This is a genomic window from Rhodanobacter sp. OK091, from assembly GCF_900142825.1.
Taxonomy (GTDB): Bacteria; Pseudomonadota; Gammaproteobacteria; order Xanthomonadales; family Rhodanobacteraceae; genus Rhodanobacter.
Genome location: NZ_FRCH01000001.1, coordinates 1,965,638 through 1,985,306 on the forward strand (window position 1 = coordinate 1,965,638; position 19,669 = coordinate 1,985,306).

The window sequence follows — 19,669 nt, forward strand, 5'->3', positions numbered from 1 at the left end:
CCGTACTCAGGCTAGCGCGGCCTTGTCCGCCACCGCGTTGAAGCGCGCCGCGATGTAGTCGTCGGTGAAGCTGGTCATGCCGTAGCCGCGGATGAAACCGCAGTGGCCGCCGTAGTCGGCGATGTCGAGCTCCACGTTCGGCGGCAGTTCGAGTTTCTCGAAGGCGTCGACCGGGATCACCGGATCGTCCTTGGCGGTGAGGATGGTGGCTGGGATCTGCAGCGCCCGCATGGCATCGCCGGCCACCGAATAGCCGTCGAGATACTGCTGCAGCGACGGGAAGTCGGTATGCCGCAACACCATCGCCTCGGTGAGACCGCGCAGGTTCTGATTCAGCTCGGACATCTCGAAATACTGGTGCTGCGGAAACGCCTTCTGCTTGGCCTGCAGCGAGTGCCGCCACTTGCGCATGAAGTAGGCCTGGTAGAACCACGGCGCGGATTCTTCCAGCGAGAACAGGCCTTCGCTGGGATCGATGATGGGGCACACCGCCAGCGCGTAGCTCAGCGGAATGCCGACGCGTGCGGTCTGCATCGCGGCGCGCAACGCGAAGTTGCCGCCCAGCGAGAATCCGGCCAGTGCGATGGTGCGAGCCGGCCAGCGCTGCGCGATGTCGCCCAGCGCATGCACTACCTCGTCGATGCGGCAGGAGTGGAACAGCGCCTCGTTGAGCCCATGGCTGTCACCGTGGTCGCGGAAGTTCAGCCGGAAAATGTCCCAGCCGTCGGCGAGCAGGCGGCTACCGGTCTGCAGCACATAGGTGGAATCGACGCTGCCCTCCCAGCCATGAAACAGCACAGCCAGGCCGCGCGACTGCGGCCGAATCTTCTGCGCGGTGTAGGCACCGGTGAGACGCACGCCGCCGCCACCGTCGACTACCACTGGCTCGGCACCTTGCATCACCGTTTGCGCGGCGCGCGGCAGCAGCATGCGGCGCACGCCGCTGGACGACAGCATGGTCTGGATATGGCCGCTGCGCAGCGGCCAGGGCGGACGGAAGTCCTTTCCGTACGGCAGGTTCATTCCGGTCGGTCTTCCAGCGCCGCGCCGATGCGCTCGCGCGACAGCTCGGCCATGCGCCGGCGCGCGTCCGGGCTGGCCGGCACCGGCGTGAGGAAATGCACCTCGGCATCCACCGGCGCCTCGCCCAGCAGGCGCACGATGTTGTGCACGAAACTCTCGTTCTCGCGGAAGCCGGTATCGATCACGCGACGGCCATCACGGGCGAAACGCAACGCCACCGGTTGCACCGCCACCCCGGCATCCAGCGCGGCCTGGAAGATGCGTGCGTGGAATGTCTTCAGCACGCCGTGGTAGCCGGTGCCGCCTTCCGGGAACACCGCCACCGAACGGCCGCCGTGCAGCCGTTCGACCATCACCTGCATCACCGTGGACAGCGAATGATTGCTGCCGCGGCGATGGAAGATGGTGCCGCCGGTTGCGGCCATCCAGCCCACCAGCGGCCAGCGCGCAATCTCGGCCTTGGCCACGAAGCAGGCGGCGCGCTGGCTGTGCAGCAGCTCGATGTCGATCCATGAGGTGTGATTGGCGACGAACAGCACCGGATCGGCCAGCGGCTCGCCGAAACGCACCGAACGCATGCCGAACACGCGCAGCAATTGGGTCGACCACCAGCGGATCATCCGGTGCGCAAAGGGCTCCTCGCCGTTCTTCATCACCACATGCTGATTCCAACTGAGGATCAGCGAACACAGCAGGATGCCCAGCAGGATGTGCAGCAGCAGCAGCGGCACGCGCCACAGATAGCGCAACGGGCGCAGCGGGTCACGTTCGGAGACAGTGGCGGTGTCTATGCTCATCAGTCAGTTAGTTTAGCGTTAGTTGACGCAGCTGCGCCGCTCAACGTTCGAGCTGGCTCAGCGGCAGCGACGGCGAGCGTTTCACCGTGCGCAGCACGAAGCTGGAGTTGACATCGGCGACCCCTGACGCGTTCAGCAGATGATCGAGCAGGAAGCGTGAGAAATCCTTGAGGTCGGCCACGTAGACATGCAGCAGATAATCCATGTCGCCGGTCAGCGCGTGGCAGGCGACCACTTCCTCCCACTCATTGACGTGCTCGACAAAGCCCTCGATCGTCGCACTCTCATGTCTGGTCAGCTGCACCCGTACGAACGCCTGCAGGCCCAGGCCCACCGCCTGCGGGTCGATCTGCGCCGCGTAGCCGGTGATGATCTTGTCCGCCTCCAGCCGTTGCAGCCGGCGCAGGCACGCCGACGGCGACAGGCTGACCCGCTCGGCCAACTCGGCATTGGTGATGCGGCCCTCGCTCTGCAGTACGGCGAGCAGGCGCAGGTCGGTGCGGTCCAGTGTCGTCATGCGCAATAAACCTCCGACATTTGCCCTATTTTCGCAATGATAGTGCATTCGTGGTGGGAATCCTGGCAATAAAACAAGCTTCATGCAGGCAAACCGCCGTAAGCTTGCAGCTGATCAGCACATCCCGCTCCGGAGCTCGCCATGGATACGCCACGCAAAGTCGAACACCAGCAGACCGACCGTGGTTATGTGCCGGTATACGCCACCGGTGTGGTCGACCAGCCGTGGGCCAGCTACAGCAAGACCGACCACGAGGTATGGGACACGCTGTTCCAGCGCCAGCGCGATCTGTTGCCCGGGCGGGCCTGCAAGGAGTTCATGGCCGGCGTGGAACGCTTCGGCCTGGGCGATGGCGGCATTCCCAAATTCGCCGAATTGAACAAGGTGTTGGGCGCCGCCACCGGCTGGGAAGTGGTCGCGGTGGAAGGCCTGCTGCCGGACGAGGTGTTCTTCGATCACCTGGCCAATCGCCGTTTTCCGGTCAGCTGGTGGATCCGCAGACCCGACCAGCTCGACTACCTCAGCGAACCGGATCTGTTTCACGACCTGTTCGGCCACGTACCGCTGCTGCTCAACCCGGTGTTCGCCGATTACATGCAGGCTTATGGCCGCGGCGGCATGAAGGCGTTCGCCATCGGCCCCGAAGCGCTGATGAACCTCACGCGGCTGTACTGGTACACGGTGGAGTTCGGCCTGATCAACACCGGCGAAGGCATGCGCATCTACGGCGCCGGCATCGTCAGCTCCAAGGGCGAGTCGATCTACTCGCTGGATTCGCCCTCGCCGAACCGCATCGGCTTCGGCCTCGAGCGCGTGATGAGCACGCGCTACCGCATCGACACCTACCAGCAGACCTATTTCGTGATCGACAGCTTCGACCAGCTGTTCGAGGCGACGCATCCGGACTTCACGCCGATCTACGCGAAGCTGCGCGAGTTGCCCGCGCACGCCGCCGGTGATGTGCTGGATGACGATCGCGTATTCACCCGTGGCGATCGCGAAGGCTGGGCGACGGGCGCGGATACCTGAGCGACCCTGCCACAAGGGTGGTCAGTGCAGTATCCCATCCACCCACGGCTTGATGATGCCGATCCACAACAGATAGCCCTTGCGGTTCATGTGCAGGCCGTCTTCCCCGAAAAGATCAGGCTGCGGCGCGCCGTCCTTGAGCATGGGCGTAAAGACATCCAGGTACGTCACGTCTTTTTGTGTTGCCGCATACGCCCGGACCAGCGCATTCGCCTGACGGATCTGGGGTAGCAGCACGGCGCGCGCCATACTGGGTTTGATCGCGACGAAGGCGATCGGCACGCCGGGATCGACCGCGCGCGCCTTGCGCACGAAGGCGGCGAAATCGTCGCGCACCTGTTCCGGACTGTTGCCTTCCTGCAGGTCGTTGTCGCCCGCGTACATGACGATGGCGCGTGCATGGTAGGGCGCCACGATGCGATCGGCGAAAAAGGTCGAGTCGCTGATCACCGAACCGCCGAAGCCGCGGTTGATGACCTTCACTTCCGGGAAATCCGCCGCCAGCGATTTCCAGTGCTCGATCGACGAGCTGCCGATGAACAGGATGGACTCCGGTGCCGGTGCATGTGCCCGGTCGGCAGCCTCGAACGCGGTGATGGCCGAATTCCATTGCGCATGATCGTTCTCGCGTGCCTGCGCCAGCAGCGGCAGCAACGCGAACAGCAGGATGATCAGTCGTTTCATGGTTCCACCGTCGTCTCGGGAGCAAGCCCCGAGATTACCGCGGACGCGGGAGCGCCGACACCTTGAGCACCATCGCGATGTGTTGTCCGTTCCAGCGATAAATCATGTGCTCGGACTGCACGCACGGCGCCACCAGGTCCGGATAGAAAACGGCCACGCATTCGCCCGCATGGCGGGCGCTGTTGTAGACGATGCCGTTGGAACCCGCCGTGCGCAGCTGTCGCGCCAGTGCCACGCTGGCGGCGTAGCTGTCCGGATCCTGCGCCTCGGGCCAGCCGCCACGCAGATCATGCAGCTTGCCGGCAATGCTGGTGCAGTAGCAGCGCATCTCGACGTCACACGCCGGCTCGGCGGTAGCGGCGAGGAATTGCTCGCGGTGATACACGGTTTCCTCGACCGCAGTGGCGACGCTGTGCGCGGCATAGAACACGCCCCAGCTGCCGTCGGAAAAACGGCTGCCGTCGGGATTGAGATGGGTGAACGCGGCCATCACCGGGGTGGAACCCGGCCCGCTGATGCGGCGCTCCCGCGGCACCAGTTCCAGCGCGCCGGCTTCCTCGCGCAGGCGCGGATTGGTCAGCGCCTCGATCGCGAACAATGCGTCGAGATCCGCCGGATCGGCGATGCGGTCGTACACCCCGATCGGCGGAAAGCGGCTTGGCACGATGCGGTACGCGTGAGTCCAGCGAATGCGCTTGATCGGTGGCAACGTGGTCGGCATCGGAAGTCCGTGGCGGGCGGAAGCGGCGTGCAAAAGCGGGAACCAAGCATGTCGCGCGCCCGTCTCGCCGGTCGCGACCATGCGCACACTTCACTCAACCGCGCTGCGCATCCAGATACTGGCGCACCACATACAGGTCGGCGACGTTGCCCGACAGCATGCGCTCCAGCGCGGAATGGCCGCCGAACAGCGGCGCCTGGTTCGGCTTGTGCAGCCACGCGTCGGCCTGCTCCGGATCGGGGAACAGGATCTGCAGTGACTTCCAGATGCCGAGCAGATAACTGATCCGCTCGATCGTGTCGCGACCGAGCGTGCCGGCCTGCTGGCGCTTCCACTTGTAGAACGTCGACTCCGGTGGGTCACCGAGCAGCTTGCGCTGCTCCGCGATGCGCAGCTTCCACTGGTCGGCAAGGCGGAAGAAAGTGCGCAGCGCCGGTCCGCCGAGCTCGCCGGCGGGGGCGGTTTCTGACAGCGGCTGGGCCAACATGCGGAAACTCTCCATGTGAAGTCGATCTTCAATTTACTCCACGGAAGGAGTGTGGTCAATTCTTGATCAACCCGGTCCTCAAGGTGCCGGCGGCGGGGCCTTGTCGCCTTTTGCGCAATCGCAGCCAAAATCCGGCTCCGTACCGCCCTCGGCGATGAAACGGTCGATCCGCTGCTCCAGCACCGGCAGCGGTACCGAGCCGGTCGACAGCACGGTGTCATGGAAGTGCCGGATATCGAACTTCGCGCCCAGCGCCTTTTCCGCCTTGGCGCGCAGTTCCAGGATCTTCAGGTAGCCGAGTTCATACGACAACGCCTGACCGGGCCAGCTGATGTAGCGGTCGACTTCATTGGCGATCTCGCGTGCGGACAGTGCGGTATTGACGGTGAGGTAGTCGATCGCCTGTTGGCGGCTCCAGCCCAGATGGTGGATGCCGGTGTCGACCACCAGCCGGCAGGCACGCCACATCTGGTAAGTGAGGTAGCCGAAGCGCTGGTAAGGCGTCTGGTAGATGCCCATCTCGTTGCCGAGGTATTCCGAGTACAGGCCCCAGCCTTCGCCGTAGGCGGAGATGTAGCTGTTGCGGCGGAATTCCGGCTGGCCATGCTGCTCGTCGGCCAGCTCCAACTGCAGCGCGTGACCCGGATAGGACTCGTGCAAGGTCAGCGCCGGCATGTTGTACAGCGGCCGCGATGGCAGGTCATACGTGTTGACCAGATAGACGTCCGGACCGCCGCGGCCGGAGGTGTAGTACGGCGCGATATCGTCCGGCACCGGCCGGATGGTGAAACGCTGGCGCGGCAGATGGCCGAAGTATCTGCCCATCTGGCCGTCCACTTGTTTGGCCACCCAGGCGCTGCGCATCAGCAGCTCGTCCGGTGTCTTTGCGTAGAACTGCGGATCGCTGCGCAGGAACTGCAGGAACTCCGCAAAGCTACCGTTGAAACCGCTGTCTTTCATCACCTCCAGCATCTGCGCGTGGATCTTCGCCACCTCGCCGAGGCCGATCTGGTGGATCGCGTCGGGTCCCAGGTCCAGCGTGGTGTACTCGTGGATCTGCTGGCGATAAAACGCCTTGCCGTCCGGCAACGCCTCGGCGGCCAGCGTGGTACGCGCCTGCGGCACGTACTGTTGGCGGAAAAACGTCAGCAGCTTTGCATAGGCCGGGATCACCTCGTCCCGAACGAGCTGCAACGCGCGGCCCTGCAATACCTGCGCCCGGTCGCCCGGGATCGACGCCGGCAGCTGCTTGAACGGCGCATAGAAGCCGCTCTGGGTCGGATCCTTCAACTCGGCTACCGCGGCGATCGATACATCGCGGCCCTTGAGCACCTCGCGCGGCACGCTGAAACCGCGTTGCAAGCCGAGCTGCATGTTGGCGATCTGCTGATCGATGTACGCCGGAATCTGGCCGAGCCGATCGAGGTATCGGCTGTAGTCGTCGGCGGTGCGCAAACGGTCGGCGCCGAGCTCGTAGCCGATATCCGACCAGAACGCGGAATCGCTGTTGAATGGCATCTGCCAGTTCTTGAATTGCTGGTTGGCCGCGAAGTTGCCGATTTGTTCGCGATAGATCGCATAGTTGATCTGGTTGGCTGGCGACAGTTGCGCCGCGTCGATGCCGTCGAGCTGCTTGAGCACGCCTTGCCAGTAATCCAGCCGCTGCTGCTGGCTGGCCGCGTCGACCGCGTCGAGGCGGCCGTTGTTCGGCTGTGCTTCGCCCGACGCGCTGACCCCGGCCTGCCCCGTACGCCATGCCCATTCGGTGGTGTAGATGTGCTTGAAGTGCGCGTTGCCGTCCTGCGCGGCCCACGCCGGTGTGGCCAGCAGCGCGGCGCCCAGCAGCAGCCATGGCATGCCCGTGATGATCTTCACTGCAGATGTTTCCCTGTCGGTTGCGGCGCGGGTGCAGCCGCTGCGGCGGCATCTTCCACGCTCCAGAAGTTGAGCGTTTGTGGCGAAAGCTGGGGTAGTGCCGCCCGCAGCAGCAGCTCGCGCACGGTGTCCTTCAATCGTGCCACGCGCAGCGTGATGTCGCGAGCGCCCAGCCAGACCGAAAAATCAGCCAGCGCCTCCAGCGCCGTGCTGTCCAGATTGGGCGATTCCTCCAGGCTCAGCACCACTACCCGGATGCCGGCACGGCGCTTGAGCTGCTGGCGCGCCAACGCCAGCACCGATTCCGCATTGGCGAAGAACAGCGGCTCCTCCGGCCGCAGGATCAGCACGCCTTCCGGCTCCGCTGCCTGCGGGTGCAGTTCGACACTGACGAAATCGTGGCCGCCATCGAGCCGGCCAAGCACGCTGAGGCGCGGCGTGGCGAACTGGCGCAGCAGCATCGCCAGACTGAACGCGATAGCCGCCAACAGGCCGTTGAGAATGCCGAGCGTGAGCACCGCGAGTACCGCGGCCAACGCCACCAGCCGGTCGCGCCTCCATTGCAGATACGGCTTGAACACCGCCAGTCGCCATGATTTGCTCACCGCGTGGATCACGATCGCCGCCAGTACGGGCGCGGGAATCCGTTCGATCCAGCGCAGCAGCAGCCATACCATCAACAACAGACTGCCGGCGGCGACCAGGCCGGCCAACCGCGAGCGTGCACCCGCCGCCTCGTTCGCCGAGGTAGCGGAATAGCCCGCACCGAGCGGCATGCCGTGCAGCAGGCCAGACAACGCGTTCGCCACACCGAGCACCAGCAGATCGCGATCCCGATCGACCGGATCACCGTGCTTCAGCGCAAACGTGCGGATCGCGCCGTAGGACTCCGCGTACAACACCAGCAGCAAGGCCGCGGCCAGTTCGATGCTGGGTACCCATTGGCTGCTTGCGGGCCATACAGGCAGTGACCAGTCCGGGATCAGATTGATCGCACCGGTCAGTGTCACGCCGTGCTGTGCCAGCCAGCCGGAAGCCGCCACACCCAGTACGATCACCACCAGGCTGCCGGGCAACCGGCGCACCCGCTCGCACAGGAACAGCAGCAGCAGCGCGGCGACACCGGCGCCCATCGTGACCGGCTGAATCTGATCGATCGATTTGAACAGCGTCATGAGCAATAGCGGTACGAAGTCGCCATGCAAGGCCGGCAACCCGAACAGGTTCGGCAGCTGCTTCAGCGCGATCACGCAGGCCAGGCCAAAAGCGAAGCCGCGCAGCACCGGCCGCGCGATCAGATGGGACAGCCCGCCGAGGCGCGCGGCCCCGGCGACCAGGAAGCAACCGCCGGTGAGCAGCACCAGGGTCGCCGCCACGGCCACACGCGACGCGCCCATCGGACCTGCCAGTGCGAATGTTCCGGCAACCAGCACCGCCGCCGAGGACGAGGTGGCCGAAACGATCGCATAGCGGCTGCGGCCGAGCAGGCCGTAGCAGACCAGACCGACCAGCAGCGCGATCACACCGGCCTGCGGCGGCAACCCGGCAATGCCCGAATACGCCACCGCCTCGGGCAGCAGCAGGCCGGCGATCGACAACCCGGCCAGTACGTCGGCGCCGGGCGCAGAGCCCCACCTGATGGCAGGTGCCGGGCCGGCGCTCATTCGATCATCCCGCTCCAACCCGGCAAGTACGCTGCGTCATGGCTATGCGCCATCAGCAAGGCCTGCTGCAGCACCTTCGCACTGATCTTGCCGCCCGGCAGCTGCAGGCGACGACGATAGAAATCCGCCCACAGGAATTCCGCGTACGGCGTAGCGTCCTTGGCGCAGCCGCCGGCCACGCGCACCCGTGCGGCGAGCGTGCGGTAAGGGTCATCGGCCATGTCGCCGAGGCTGGCCGGGATCGACGCATAATCGGTGCGGGTACCGTGCTGGTCATACGGATGCGCCCAGCGGCTGAATTCCATGGTGCGCCAGAACACATCCGGCTCCAGCCAGGAGAAGTCGCGCTGGATCATCACCGGCACGCTCTTCACGCCTTCTTCCAGGAGGGCCAGGCCGAGATGGTGGTGGTCGACGATATAGACGCGCTGCTTCGGCCCCAGCACTCCGGGAAACCAGTGCGCCTCGATCAGTTCCTTGCGTTTCTTGCGGCCGAGCTTTTCCCACTCCGCGCGCTTGCTCGCGACCTCGGCCTTGCCGACAGTCAACTGGGTCGGCCGCAGCTTGGCCGGAGCGACCGACAACAACGGGTGATGCAGACCTGACGACATCGCACGACTCCTTCGGACAGACGCAGTGCTGCCGAGCGTACCCGAGCCGGGCAGCGGTGGCGTCTGTCACACAGCATTTTCTGCGACGTTCGACTATTCCATGCCAGCGTAGTAGCCGCGCATCGCCAGCAGGTAGGCGTCCAGATTGCGGCCATCCAATTCGTCGAACAGCTCACCGGTCTCGGTGAGTTCGTCGATGCGATCGGGACGGAAGTTGCGGAAATCCTCACGCAGCCGGCACCACGTGCCGAGCGTCCACTTGCCACCCCAGAACGCCAGACACAGCGGTTCGACCTCGCGCGTGCTGATGCTGCCCGCCTCGTCGCGATAAGCGAGCTGCAATACCTGGCGCGCCTCGATCGCCGCGTGCAGCCGATCGATCCGCGCCGCGAACGCCAGCTTGTGTTCGTCCCGCCACACCGGTGCATAGATGCGCGTGCGCGCCGACCGCTCGCGCAGTTCCGGCGGCAGCACCGCCTCGATCTTCATCAACGCGGTCTGCGCGCCCGCCGCCAGTTTGACGCCGGCGAATGCGCGCACGAAGCGCGTGCCGACCACCAGCGATTCGAGCTCGTCGGCGGTGAACATCAGCGGAGGGATGTCCGAACCCTTGCGCAACACGTAGCCGACGCCCGCCTCGCCCTCGATCGGTACGCCGGACAACTGCAGGTCGGCCACGTCGCGATAGACCGTGCGCAGGGAAACACCCAGCGTCTCGGCGAGCTGGCGCGCCCGCAATGCGGTGCGGCGACCGCGCAAGGCGTGGATGATGAGGAACAGGCGATCGGCTCGACGCATCCGCACATCATCGCCGAGACGGGCAATGGCGAACAGCGCCGAATGTCACGACTCATTGCATCGAACCTGATCGGAATCAGGCCGCCTGCGCGGCGGCCAGTGCCGCATCCGCCGCCGCTGCGCGTTGCATCGCGGGTCGCGATGTCACCCGGTCGATGTACGCACGGATCACCGGCAGCTCCGGCACCAGCTTGAACATGGTGAAATAGTTCAGTGCGCAACCCCACAACACATCGGCCGCACTGAAGGTTTCGCCGAGCAGGTAAGGGCCTTTTTCCAACTGGTCGGTGATGGTCTTGAGTACGGTGTCGTAGTCGCCGTATCCGCAAGTCGAGAGGGGTGCCGGTTCGCGCTTCATCGCCTTGTCGAGCACCGCCGGTTCGCAACACGAGCCGTAGAACACCATCCAGCGCAGATACGGCCCGCGTAGCGGATCGCCGATCGGCGGCGCCAGCTTCGCCTCGGGGTATAGATCGGCCAGATACATGAAGACCGCCGGCTGCTCGGTGATCAAGGCGTCGCCATGGCGGATCGCCGGCACCTTGCCCATCGGGTTGATCGCAAGGTATTCCGGCTGGCGCTGCTCGCCGGCCTTGAGGCTCAGCACGTGCATGTCGTAGTCGACGCCGAGCTCCTCGAACAGCGCGCGGGTGCCCCCGGAGCGGCTCTGCGGTGCATGAAAGAACGTGACGCGTGGTGGGGTGTTGGTGGTGGTCATGGCGAGTTCCGCTTGGAAAACAGGTGATGACGCAGGCCGGTCAGCGCAAGCAGCAGCATGCGCGGGCGGATTGAACGTGCAGGTGCCGAGGATTCCTTCGGGACATCGCCTGCAGGCAAGTGGTTTTGCCCATCCCGCAGCAGGCCATGCAGGTACAGCGGACGATACGCCTTCAGCGCGCGGTGCAGGATCGGATGCATGCTCGTTTCCTTATGCGGCCATCGCTTCGCCGACGCACCATGGCGGCAGCTGGGCATGCTTGAACAGGCGGTACCAATGTTCGCGATCGCTGGGGCTGTAAAGATCCAGCGTGTGGATCACCTCGCGGGCGAACTCCACGCTGCCGAGATGGCTGGCGGTGATCGTGCCGCCGTCGCTCACGGCCAGCACGCTGGCGTCATATTGATCGCTGCCGGCGTAGCCGGGCACCTGGCTGGCGATCTGGCCGGCCCAGTTGCCGGTGTGGCGGCAATCATCGAGCAAACCGGCACGGGCCAGCGCCAGCACGCCACTGTCGATACCGGCCACCGGTGCGCCGGCCGCATGCACCTGACGGATCGCCGCCACCGCCGGCTCGCCTTCGCCGCGCTGCCATAGATGGCCGCCAGGCACGATCAGCAACGCCGCACGCTCCGCTTCGAGTTGCGCCAACGACAACTCCGGCTTCACATCGAGGCCGCCCATCGAGACCACCGGCGCCCGCGAGAAACCCACCGTCTGCACCTGCCAGTCGCCAGGGCGACGGATCTCGCACAACGCCAGCGCGGCCTGCCAGTCGGCAAACCCGTCGAACACCAGGAAGTAAACCGTATCGCGCATGTCGTATCCCTCCGCTATGGAGGTACAGCTTGGCTGCCCCCTGCTGCCAACGTGCTGTCAGTAGTCGGTCCGATGTGTGACCGGTCGGGCCATCCATCGGCACCGTGCTGGCGCTGTTCAGCCGGAGCCGGGACAATGCGCCATTCTTCCGACGGACCCGACATGAAGCCCATCTCGCTGATTCAGTTCCTGATCGAGGAACGCCGCGCCGGCCACATCAACGCCGAGCTTTCACTGCTGATCGAAGTGGTCGCCCGCGCGTGCAAGCGCATCGCGGTGGCCACCAGCAAGGGTGCGCTCGGCGGCGTGCTGGGCATGGCCGGCAGCGACGAGGCGCTGAGCGTGAACATCCAGGGCGAGGCGCAGAAAAAGCTGGACGTGATCTCGAACGAGATCCTGCTGGAAGCGAATGCCTGGGGCGGCCACCTCGCCGCCTGCGCATCGGAGGAGATGGAAGACCCGCAGCAGATTCCGGATGGCTATCCGAAGGGCAACCATCTGCTGTTGTTCGATCCGCTGGACGGCAGCTCGAACATCGACGTCAACATCTCGGTCGGCACGATCTTCTCGGTGCTGCGCTGCCCCGACAACGTGACCGAACCGAAGGCCGCCGATTTCCTGCAGCCCGGCACCACCCAGCTGGCCGCCGGCTACGTGGTGTACGGCCCGGCCACCGTGCTGGTGCTGACGTTCGGCCATGGCACGCACGAATTCACGCTGGAACGCGAGGTGGGCAGCTTCATGCTGAGCCGGCGCGGGATCCGGATCCCCGAAACCGCCAGCGAGTTCGCCATCAATATGTCGAACCAGCGCCACTGGCAGCCGCCGATGCAGCGCTACATAGGCGAACTGCTGGCCGGCAAGGAAGGTCCCCGCGGCAAGGACTTCAACATGCGCTGGGTCGCTTCGATGGTGGCCGACGTGCATCGCATCGTGACTCGCGGTGGGGTGTTCTATTACCCGTTGGACGCGAAGATCCTCAAGCAGGGCGGCAAGCTGCGGTTGATGTACGAGGCGAATCCGATGGCCTTCATCATCGAACAGGCCGGCGGCGCGGCGACCACCGGGCGCGAGCGCATCATGGCATTGCAGCCGACCGGACTGCACCAGCGCGTGCCCGTGTTCCTCGGCTCGAAACAGGAGGTCGAGTTGGCCACGCATTACCACCGCGAAGCGGACGGCGCGCAGAACTGATGGGCAGTTCCTTCCCTGCAAGCAGGGAAGGAACTCGGCGAGAAGAGCAAGCGCACGGCCCGTTGCGCGCCCCGGTCGCGCCATGAGTCGGCCATAGACTCACACCCCATCCACCCTCTTCTGCGCGACACACCGCCCATGCCTTTCCGCCGCTTTCTGCTGCCGCTGCTCGCCACGCTCGCGCTGAGTGCCTGTTTCGGAGGCAGCAAGCCCACCGTCCCGCCGCCGGCCATCGTGTCCCCGCCGGCGCCGATGAAGTTGAAAATCGGGCTCGCGCTCGGCGGCGGCGCCGCGAAAGGGTTTGCGCATATCGGCGTGATCAAGATGCTGGAAGCCAGCGGCATCCACCCGGATGTGGTCGCCGGCACCAGCGCCGGCAGCGTGGTGGGTGCGCTGTATGCCAGCGGCATGGATGCGTTCGCGTTGCAGGAAACCGCGTTCGGCCTGGATGAGGGCAAGATACGCGACGTGCGGCTGTTCTCCGGCGGTCTGGTGCAGGGTCGGGCGTTGCAGGATTACATCAACCAGCTGTTGCACCACCAGTCGATCGAGCAGCTGAAGATCCCGTTCGCCGCCGTCGCCACGCAACTGGAAACCGGCCAGCGCACGGTATTCGTGCGCGGCAATACCGGCCAGGCGGTGCGCGCATCCTCCAGCATTCCCGGCGTGTTCGAGCCGGCAGCGATCAACGGCAAGCATTACGTCGACGGCGGCGTGGTCAGTCCGATACCGGTGGATGCGGCGCGCCAGCTCGGCGCGGATTTCGTGATCGCCGTGGACATCTCGACCAAGCCCAGCGGCAGCAATCCGCAAGGCATGATGAACATCGTCGGCCAGACCATCGCGATCATGGGCCAGCAGCTGGGCACGCAGGAGACCGCGCGCGCCGATGTGGTGATCCGGCCCAGCCTCGGCGGCATCGGTCCGACCGATTTCGAGCAGAAGAACCAGGCGATCCTCGAAGGCGAGCGAGCGGCACTGGCGGCGATTCCCGCCATCCGCGCCAAGCTCGCGGCGATGACCGCGGCACGCCAGCAGACCGCGGCGGCGACGCCTTTGCATTGACGCGCATCCCGGGACTGCGCGACTGACCTGCATGCCGTCCTGCACTTGGCGCTTGCGAACATCTGGTTGTAGCGTGTGGATTCCCTGCGCCGGAGTCCCTCCATGTTGAAACGCTCGCACTTGCCCGCCTTGCTACTGCCGTTGCTAACCGTCGCACTGGCACCCGGCGCGTTCGCCGCCTCACCCGGCGTCGACCCGCGCATCGAACAGCTGTTGAGCGAGCTGGGCAAGGCGCAGGACATCGAGGCCGCGGCGATTTCGCCGGATGGCAAACAGCTGGCTTGGGTAATCGAGCGACAGGGCAAGTCGTCGATCGACGTGGCCGCGGCCGACGGCAGCCACGCCCGCCGCATCAGTGCGGCCGCCAAACCCGGCAGCTGTGCCGAATCCGACATCGCATGGGCGCCTGATTCGCGCCATCTCGCCTTCGTGTCCAACTGCAGTGACGACCTGACCAGCACCAAGGTGATGCAGAACGACATCTACCTGGCCGACACCGGCCAGGGCGACAAAGCGCCAGCGCGGCTGGCCCGGTTGCCGGGTTACGCACACACACTGCGCTGGACCGGCGACGGCAAGTCGCTCGGTTTCCTGTACGTCGCCGGCGCCACCCGCCGCGCCAGCGCGCTGGCCGCGGCGAAGCCCGCGGCCGGTGAAGTCGGCGTCACCGGCGTGGAAGTGCAGCGCGTGGCCAGCGTCGACGTGGCCAGCGGCACTCTGCATGAGCTGACTCCGGCCGGCATGTACGCCTACGAGTTCGACTGGTCGCCGGACGGCACGCGGGTCGCCTACACCGCCGCCCAGCCACCCGGCGACAACAACTGGTGGATCGCCAAGCTCTACGCGCAATCGGCAAAGCCAGATGCGGCCGCCACGCTGTTGGTCGACCCGACCAACCGCAACAGTGGCTCCCTGCACAGCTTGCAGATCGCCTTGCCGAGCTGGTCGCCGGACGGCACGCGGATCGCCTTCATCGGTGGCCTGATGAGCGATCAAGGCGCCACCGGCGGTGACATCTACGCGGTCCCGGCCGGCGGCGGCACGCTGACCGATCTCACCCCCGGCATCCACGTCACGCCGGCGTGGCTGAGCTGGACCGGGCCCCAGTCGATGCTGGTCAGCCAGGTCAGCAACGGCCAGAGCCAGCTGGCGGATTACGCGGTGTCGGCTACGCAGGCACAGCAGCGGAACGTGCACTTCAGCGTGCCGGCCAGCTTCAGCGATGGCAGCGCTTCGATGGCGGTTTCGCTGTCCAGCGACCGTCAGCATCTCGCGTTCGTGCAGAGCTCGTACGCCATGGCCTCCGAAGTGCATGCCGGCGCACTGGCCCAGACCGCACCGGCCGCGGTGACTTCGTTCAACGCCGCGCTCAAGCCGGCCTGGGGCAAGGCCGAATCGGTCGAATGGAACAATGAGGGTTTCCATGTCCAGGGCTGGCTGCTGTACCCGGCCAACTACGATCCGAAAAAGACCTACCCGATGGTCGTGGTGGTGCACGGCGGACCGTCGAGCGCGGTGATTCCACGTTGGCCGGGCGTGGGTTACGGTGCCGCGCCACTGTCCGCACTGGGTTACTTCGTGTTCGAGCCGAACCCGCGCGGCAGCTTCGGCCAGGGCGAGAAATATGTGCAGGCCAACCGCAAGGATTTCGGCTACGGCGACCTGCGCGACATCCTCGCCGGCGTCGACGCGGTGGAGAAGAAAGTGCCGATCGACGACAAGCGGCTCGGCCTCACCGGCTGGAGCTACGGCGGCTTCATGAGCATGTTCGCGCCGACCCAGACCCAGCGCTTCCGTGCCGTGGTGGCCGGTGCCGGCATTTCGAACTGGCAGAGCTATTACGGCGAGAACCTGATCGACCAGTGGATGCCGCCGTTCTTCGGCGCCACCGTGTACGACGATCCGGCGGTGTACGCGAAGAGTTCGGCGATCAACTTCATCAAGCAGGTGAAGACGCCGACGCTGATCGTGGTCGGCGACCGCGACGCCGAGTGCCCTGCGCCGCAGTCGTTCGAGTACTGGCACGCGCTGCGCGCGCATGGCGTGACCACCTCGCTGGTGGTGTACCCGAATGAGGGCCATCGCTTCATCGATCCCGCGCATCAGCGCGACGTGCTGCAGCGGGCGCTTGGCTGGTTCCAGAAATACCTGCCCGCCGGCGGTTGATCGCCCGAAGCAGTGGGTCCATTCCGGCGCCCGTGCCGGAATGGACCGGCGATCACGACTCGGGTGGATCGCGCCGGCGAGTGTGCGTCACCGCACCGACAATGCCGATGCCCAGCAGTACCAGCACGCCGACGATGATCCACTGCGTTGGCGTATGCAGCATATAGGCCGCGTAGGCCAGGCCGGCGATAACGACGATCATGCCGAGTAGATAAAGCGCAAATGAGGACATGGGTACCTACGTATCGTCTGGCGTGGCATGGATCGAAGAAACCGAACCGTTGCCGGGAATCCGAGCAGACACGCACCGCCATCATCGGCACGTGAAGACATGCCGGCACCGACCCTCGTATCGGCAGGAAACATTGGCCGGAAGACGATGGTCCGGGCATCATTCGCAGGCCCTGCCGGTTTTACCTCGCCTCATCACCGGTTCGTCCATGACCTCTGCCTCGCCACCTTGTGTCCGACTGCCGCTACGCTTCGATGCCGATGCCATGCGTGCGGCCGTCGCCGCGTTGCCGCAGGATGCCTGGCAACCCCACTTCAACACCGGCTATTACAACGGCGACTGGAGCGGCGTCGCCCTGCGCAGCTTCGACGATGCCCCGTTGCCGCTCGCTCCGGGCAGCGGGGCGGCAAAAGACACCGCGCACTGCGACGCGTTCTGGCGCGAGCAGCTGGCCAGGCTGCAGACAGGACTGCGCAGCGCCCGCCTGTTGCGGCTGGGACCGGGTGCATCCATCCACGAGCACCGCGACTACGATCTGGGCACGCCCGAGGGCGATCTTCGCGTGCACATCCCCATCGTCACCGACGCTCAGGTGGATTTTCTGCTCGACGGACTGCGCGTGCCGATGCAGGCCGGCGAGTGCTGGTTCCTCGATCTGTCCAGGCCGCACCGCGTCGACAACCATGGCGGTTGCCAGCGTATCCATCTGGTGGTCGATTGCCGGCCGTCTCCCTGGTTTACCGCGCAGATCGACGCCGGTTTCCCCGACACACCGGCGAGCCAACCCAGCCGCGGCAACGAAGCCTTCGCCGCCTTTCGCGACCATGTCCATGCCGATCCCGCGCTGCAGGCCATGCTCGACGGGCATCAGGACAACCGGGCCTTCGTGCACGCCGTGCTGGCGCTGGCGGCCGACACCGGTCACCGCTTCGGCGAGCAGGACGTGCACGCCGCCATTGCCCAGGGACGACGTGACTGGGCCGAACAATGGCTGGTTTGAACCGCGTGGATGACGACTTGCGCGCATGGCTGCCGATCAGGCTGTGGCCGGACAAGGGCGAGTGGTGGGTCGACTGGTGCCGGTTCGGCACCCAGCCGCTGCGCGAACCGTTTTTCTACGACAGCGTGGCGCTGGCATTGCAACGCCCCTTCAATCTGGCCTTTCGCCGGCGCACCGGCATGCAGGCGCTGCTCGAATGGCGCACGCGCAGTCCGGGCATCGCGCCGACGGCCTTCATCTTTCATGCCTCGCGCTGCGGCTCCACCTTGATGGCCCGCATGCTGTCCCGGCTGGACAGCCATGCCGTGCTTTCCGAGCCGTCCCCGCTCGATGCCGCGCTGCGCGCGCACTACCGGGATCCTTCCGCAGCGGAACATCAGGAGAGCTGGATCCGTGCGCTGCTCGGTGCCTACGGGCAGCGCCGGCTCGGCGGGGAGCGCGCGCTGGTGGTCAAGCTCGACGCCTGGAACATTTTCGAACTGCCGCTGCTGCGACGATGCTTCCCCGATACGCCGTGGCTGTTCCTGTATCGCGATCCGCGCCAGATCGCCGCCTCGCACCTGCACTCGCCCGGCCGACACATGGTGCCGGGCCTGATCGGCCCATCGCCGCTGGCGATGGCGGACGAACACGAGCAGGCGTTGTCGCGGCCCGAATACGTCGCGCGCACGATCGGCCGCCTGCTCGCCGCAGGGCTGGAACAGTGCCGGCGCCACGGCGGCCTGGCAGTCCATTACGACGAATTGCCGGGAGCCGTGACCGGGCGGCTCGCTCGCTTGCTGGCGCTGGATCCGTCCGACGCCGCGGCCGTGCTGGCAGGCGCAGCGCACCACTCCAAGCGCCCCAGCGAGCGGTTCGGGCCGGACCGTCAGGACAAACCGCCGGCCGTCGACGACGCTACCCGCCAGCAAGTGGAGCAGTGGGCAATGCAACCGTATGCAGCGCTGGAAGCGCTGCGTGCCGATCAGCGACCGATGGTCGCGCGCCTGCCCTGATCGACGCGTTCAACCGCGGCCACGCTAGAACAATTCGCCCTGCGGCGAAACCTTGCGCGGCGGTACGAAGCGCGAAGTATCGAGCATGAGTTCGCGGGCGCGGCCGAAGCCGTGCTTGCGGCAGGCCACGTCGAAACGGCGGCGCAGCAGGTCGGCGAACACACCTTGCCCGCGCATGCGGGTGGCGAAGTCGCTGTCGTAGTCGCGGCCGCCGTTCATCTGCTGCACCAGGCTCATCACGTGCGCGGCGCGTTGCGGCGCGTGCAACGCCAGCCATTCGCGGAACAGCTGCTTCAACTCGTGCGGCAGGCGCAGCGCGGTGTAGCCCGCGCAGCGTGCGCCGGCGTCGGCGGCTTGCGCCATCACCGCTTCCATGTCGCGATCGTTCAAGGCGGGAATGATCGGCGCCACCAGCACGCCGACCGGCACGCCGGCTTCGGCCAGCGTGCGGATCGCCTTGATCCGCCGATGCGGCGCGCTGGCGCGGGGCTCGAGTTTCGCGGCCAGATGGTTGTCCAGCGAGTTGACCGAGACGAATACCTGCACCAGCCGTTCACGCGCCATCGGCACCAGGATGTCGAGATCACGTTCGACCAGCGCGTTCTTGGTGACGATGGTGCACGGGTGATGGCATTCGGCCAGCAGTTCCAGCGCAGCGCGAGTCAGCCGCCATCGCCTCTCGATCGGCTGGTAAGGATCGGTATTGCTGCCGATGTTGATCGGGCTGATCACATAACCGCGCTTGGCCAGTTCGGCGCGCAGCACGTCGGCGAAATTGCCCTTGGCGCGCAGTTTCGTCTCGAAGTCCAGTCCGGGCGAAAGGTTGAGATAACTGTGCGATGGCCGCGCAAAGCAGTAGATGCAGCCATGCTCGCAGCCACGATATGGATTGATGGCCTGGCTGAAAGCGATGTCGGGCGAATCGTTGCGGCTGATCACGCTGCGCGCACGTTCTTCGGTGACCTCGGTGCGCGGACGCGGCGCATCTTCGTCCAGCAGCGCGCTTTGCCAGCCGTCATCTTCGGCCTGATGGCGGATGCTCTCGAAGCGGCCCTCGGGATTGGAGGCGGCGCCGCGACCCTTGATCATCCGGCCCGGCCGGGCCGGATCATTCGGGTTTGCCGTTGGCGATGAATCGTCCATCTGCCCAGTTTGCCGTGGCGATGTCTCAGCCGTCGCGACATCCCGTTCACGGACCGGCTCAGACCAGTGCAAGGAGGATTCCGGCAGCGCTATGATGCGCGCATCCGGCCGCCGAAAGCGGTACGTTTCCG

The 19,669-nt window shown here is 65.8% G+C and carries 21 protein-coding genes; 6 read left to right on the top strand and 15 right to left on the bottom strand.

Annotated elements, in window-relative coordinates; translation table 11 throughout:
* Nucleotides 1–6: 6 nt before the first annotated feature.
* Genes BUA26_RS08840 through BUA26_RS08850 form a run of 3 tightly spaced genes read right to left on the bottom strand, consistent with a single transcriptional unit; the run spans nt 7 to nt 2,337 of the window.
* Complete coding sequence (locus tag BUA26_RS08840; RefSeq protein WP_072759624.1) at nt 7–1,023, bottom strand: YheT family hydrolase; 1,017 nt, start codon at nt 1,021–1,023, stop codon at nt 7–9.
* Entirely contained in the window at nt 1,020–1,820 is an 801-nt protein-coding gene (locus BUA26_RS08845; protein WP_072759625.1) for a lysophospholipid acyltransferase family protein, read from the bottom strand. The genes BUA26_RS08840 and BUA26_RS08845 overlap by 4 nt, the downstream gene beginning before the upstream one ends.
* A 40-nt stretch (nt 1,821–1,860) precedes the next feature.
* Nucleotides 1,861–2,337, bottom strand: a complete 477-nt coding sequence (locus BUA26_RS08850) for an Lrp/AsnC family transcriptional regulator (RefSeq protein ID WP_072759626.1) — start codon at nt 2,335–2,337, stop codon at nt 1,861–1,863.
* Between the two features lie 141 nt (nt 2,338–2,478).
* Here BUA26_RS08850 and phhA point away from each other — a divergent pair, with 141 nt between their 5' ends.
* The gene (gene phhA, locus BUA26_RS08855; RefSeq protein ID WP_072759627.1) at nt 2,479–3,366 is read left to right on the top strand and encodes a phenylalanine 4-monooxygenase; all 888 of its coding nucleotides are present in this window, start codon (nt 2,479–2,481) and stop codon (nt 3,364–3,366) included.
* Between the two features lie 21 nt (nt 3,367–3,387).
* Here the strand turns inward: phhA and BUA26_RS08860 are convergent, their stop codons facing one another.
* The 10 genes from BUA26_RS08860 to BUA26_RS08905 all read right to left on the bottom strand — a co-directional run bounded on the left by BUA26_RS08860 (nt 3,388) and on the right by BUA26_RS08905 (nt 11,743).
* On the bottom strand, nt 3,388–4,050 hold the full coding sequence (locus BUA26_RS08860) for an SGNH/GDSL hydrolase family protein (RefSeq protein WP_072759630.1): 663 nt from the start codon (nt 4,048–4,050) through the stop codon (nt 3,388–3,390).
* Nucleotides 4,051–4,084: 34 nt separating this feature from the next.
* Nucleotides 4,085–4,771 carry an RES family NAD+ phosphorylase gene (locus BUA26_RS08865; RefSeq protein WP_072760212.1) on the bottom strand — a complete coding sequence of 229 codons (687 nt, stop codon included), beginning with the start codon at nt 4,769–4,771 and terminating at the stop codon, nt 4,085–4,087.
* Between the two features lie 94 nt (nt 4,772–4,865).
* Nucleotides 4,866–5,258, bottom strand: coding sequence for an MbcA/ParS/Xre antitoxin family protein (locus BUA26_RS08870; RefSeq protein WP_072760214.1), 393 nt, complete (start codon nt 5,256–5,258; stop codon nt 4,866–4,868).
* Between the two features lie 78 nt (nt 5,259–5,336).
* Nucleotides 5,337–7,115 (bottom strand): DUF885 domain-containing protein, encoded by a 1,779-nt coding sequence (locus tag BUA26_RS08875; protein ID WP_072760216.1) that lies wholly within the window; start codon nt 7,113–7,115, stop codon nt 5,337–5,339.
* Between the two features lie 14 nt (nt 7,116–7,129).
* On the bottom strand, nt 7,130–8,797 hold the full coding sequence (locus tag BUA26_RS08880; protein ID WP_072759632.1) for a SulP family inorganic anion transporter: 1,668 nt from the start codon (nt 8,795–8,797) through the stop codon (nt 7,130–7,132).
* Complete coding sequence (locus tag BUA26_RS08885; RefSeq protein WP_072759634.1) at nt 8,794–9,408, bottom strand: ParB-like protein; 615 nt, start codon at nt 9,406–9,408, stop codon at nt 8,794–8,796. The genes BUA26_RS08880 and BUA26_RS08885 overlap by 4 nt, the downstream gene beginning before the upstream one ends.
* A 93-nt stretch (nt 9,409–9,501) precedes the next feature.
* Nucleotides 9,502–10,206 carry a helix-turn-helix transcriptional regulator gene (locus BUA26_RS08890; RefSeq protein ID WP_072759636.1) on the bottom strand — a complete coding sequence of 235 codons (705 nt, stop codon included), beginning with the start codon at nt 10,204–10,206 and terminating at the stop codon, nt 9,502–9,504.
* A gap of 76 nt (nt 10,207–10,282) precedes the next feature.
* Complete coding sequence (locus tag BUA26_RS08895; protein ID WP_072759638.1) at nt 10,283–10,924, bottom strand: glutathione S-transferase family protein; 642 nt, start codon at nt 10,922–10,924, stop codon at nt 10,283–10,285.
* Nucleotides 10,921–11,124, bottom strand: coding sequence for a hypothetical protein (locus BUA26_RS08900; RefSeq protein ID WP_072759640.1), 204 nt, complete (start codon nt 11,122–11,124; stop codon nt 10,921–10,923). Before BUA26_RS08900 ends, BUA26_RS08895 begins: the two co-directional genes overlap by 4 nt.
* 10 nt (nt 11,125–11,134) lie before the next feature.
* On the bottom strand, nt 11,135–11,743 hold the full coding sequence (locus BUA26_RS08905) for a DJ-1/PfpI family protein (protein WP_072759642.1): 609 nt from the start codon (nt 11,741–11,743) through the stop codon (nt 11,135–11,137).
* Between the two features lie 162 nt (nt 11,744–11,905).
* Between BUA26_RS08905 and BUA26_RS08910 the strand changes: the two genes are divergently transcribed.
* The 3 genes from BUA26_RS08910 to BUA26_RS08920 all read left to right on the top strand — a co-directional run bounded on the left by BUA26_RS08910 (nt 11,906) and on the right by BUA26_RS08920 (nt 16,168).
* Nucleotides 11,906–12,937 (top strand): class 1 fructose-bisphosphatase, encoded by a 1,032-nt coding sequence (locus tag BUA26_RS08910; protein WP_072759644.1) that lies wholly within the window; start codon nt 11,906–11,908, stop codon nt 12,935–12,937.
* Nucleotides 12,938–13,075: 138 nt separating this feature from the next.
* Nucleotides 13,076–14,002, top strand: a complete 927-nt coding sequence (locus BUA26_RS08915; protein ID WP_072759647.1) for a patatin-like phospholipase family protein — start codon at nt 13,076–13,078, stop codon at nt 14,000–14,002.
* A 102-nt stretch (nt 14,003–14,104) separates the two neighbouring features.
* Complete coding sequence (locus BUA26_RS08920) at nt 14,105–16,168, top strand: S9 family peptidase (protein WP_072759649.1); 2,064 nt, start codon at nt 14,105–14,107, stop codon at nt 16,166–16,168.
* Nucleotides 16,169–16,220: 52 nt separating this feature from the next.
* On the opposite strand, the gene BUA26_RS08925 is transcribed toward BUA26_RS08920, so the two are convergent.
* Entirely contained in the window at nt 16,221–16,400 is a 180-nt protein-coding gene (locus tag BUA26_RS08925; RefSeq protein WP_072759651.1) for a hypothetical protein, read from the bottom strand.
* Nucleotides 16,401–16,608: 208 nt separating this feature from the next.
* On the opposite strand from BUA26_RS08925, the gene BUA26_RS08930 reads away from it, so the two are divergent.
* Both BUA26_RS08930 and BUA26_RS08935 read left to right on the top strand, forming a co-directional pair.
* On the top strand, nt 16,609–17,400 hold the full coding sequence (locus BUA26_RS08930) for an aspartyl/asparaginyl beta-hydroxylase domain-containing protein (protein WP_072759653.1): 792 nt from the start codon (nt 16,609–16,611) through the stop codon (nt 17,398–17,400).
* Nucleotides 17,401–17,405: 5 nt separating this feature from the next.
* Complete coding sequence (locus tag BUA26_RS08935) at nt 17,406–18,395, top strand: sulfotransferase (protein WP_218587789.1); 990 nt, start codon at nt 17,406–17,408, stop codon at nt 18,393–18,395.
* 24 nt (nt 18,396–18,419) lie between these two features.
* Here BUA26_RS08935 and BUA26_RS08940 read toward each other — a convergent pair whose 3' ends face one another.
* On the bottom strand, nt 18,420–19,538 hold the full coding sequence (locus tag BUA26_RS08940) for a PA0069 family radical SAM protein (protein ID WP_083572933.1): 1,119 nt from the start codon (nt 19,536–19,538) through the stop codon (nt 18,420–18,422).
* Nucleotides 19,539–19,669 lie beyond the last annotated feature (131 nt).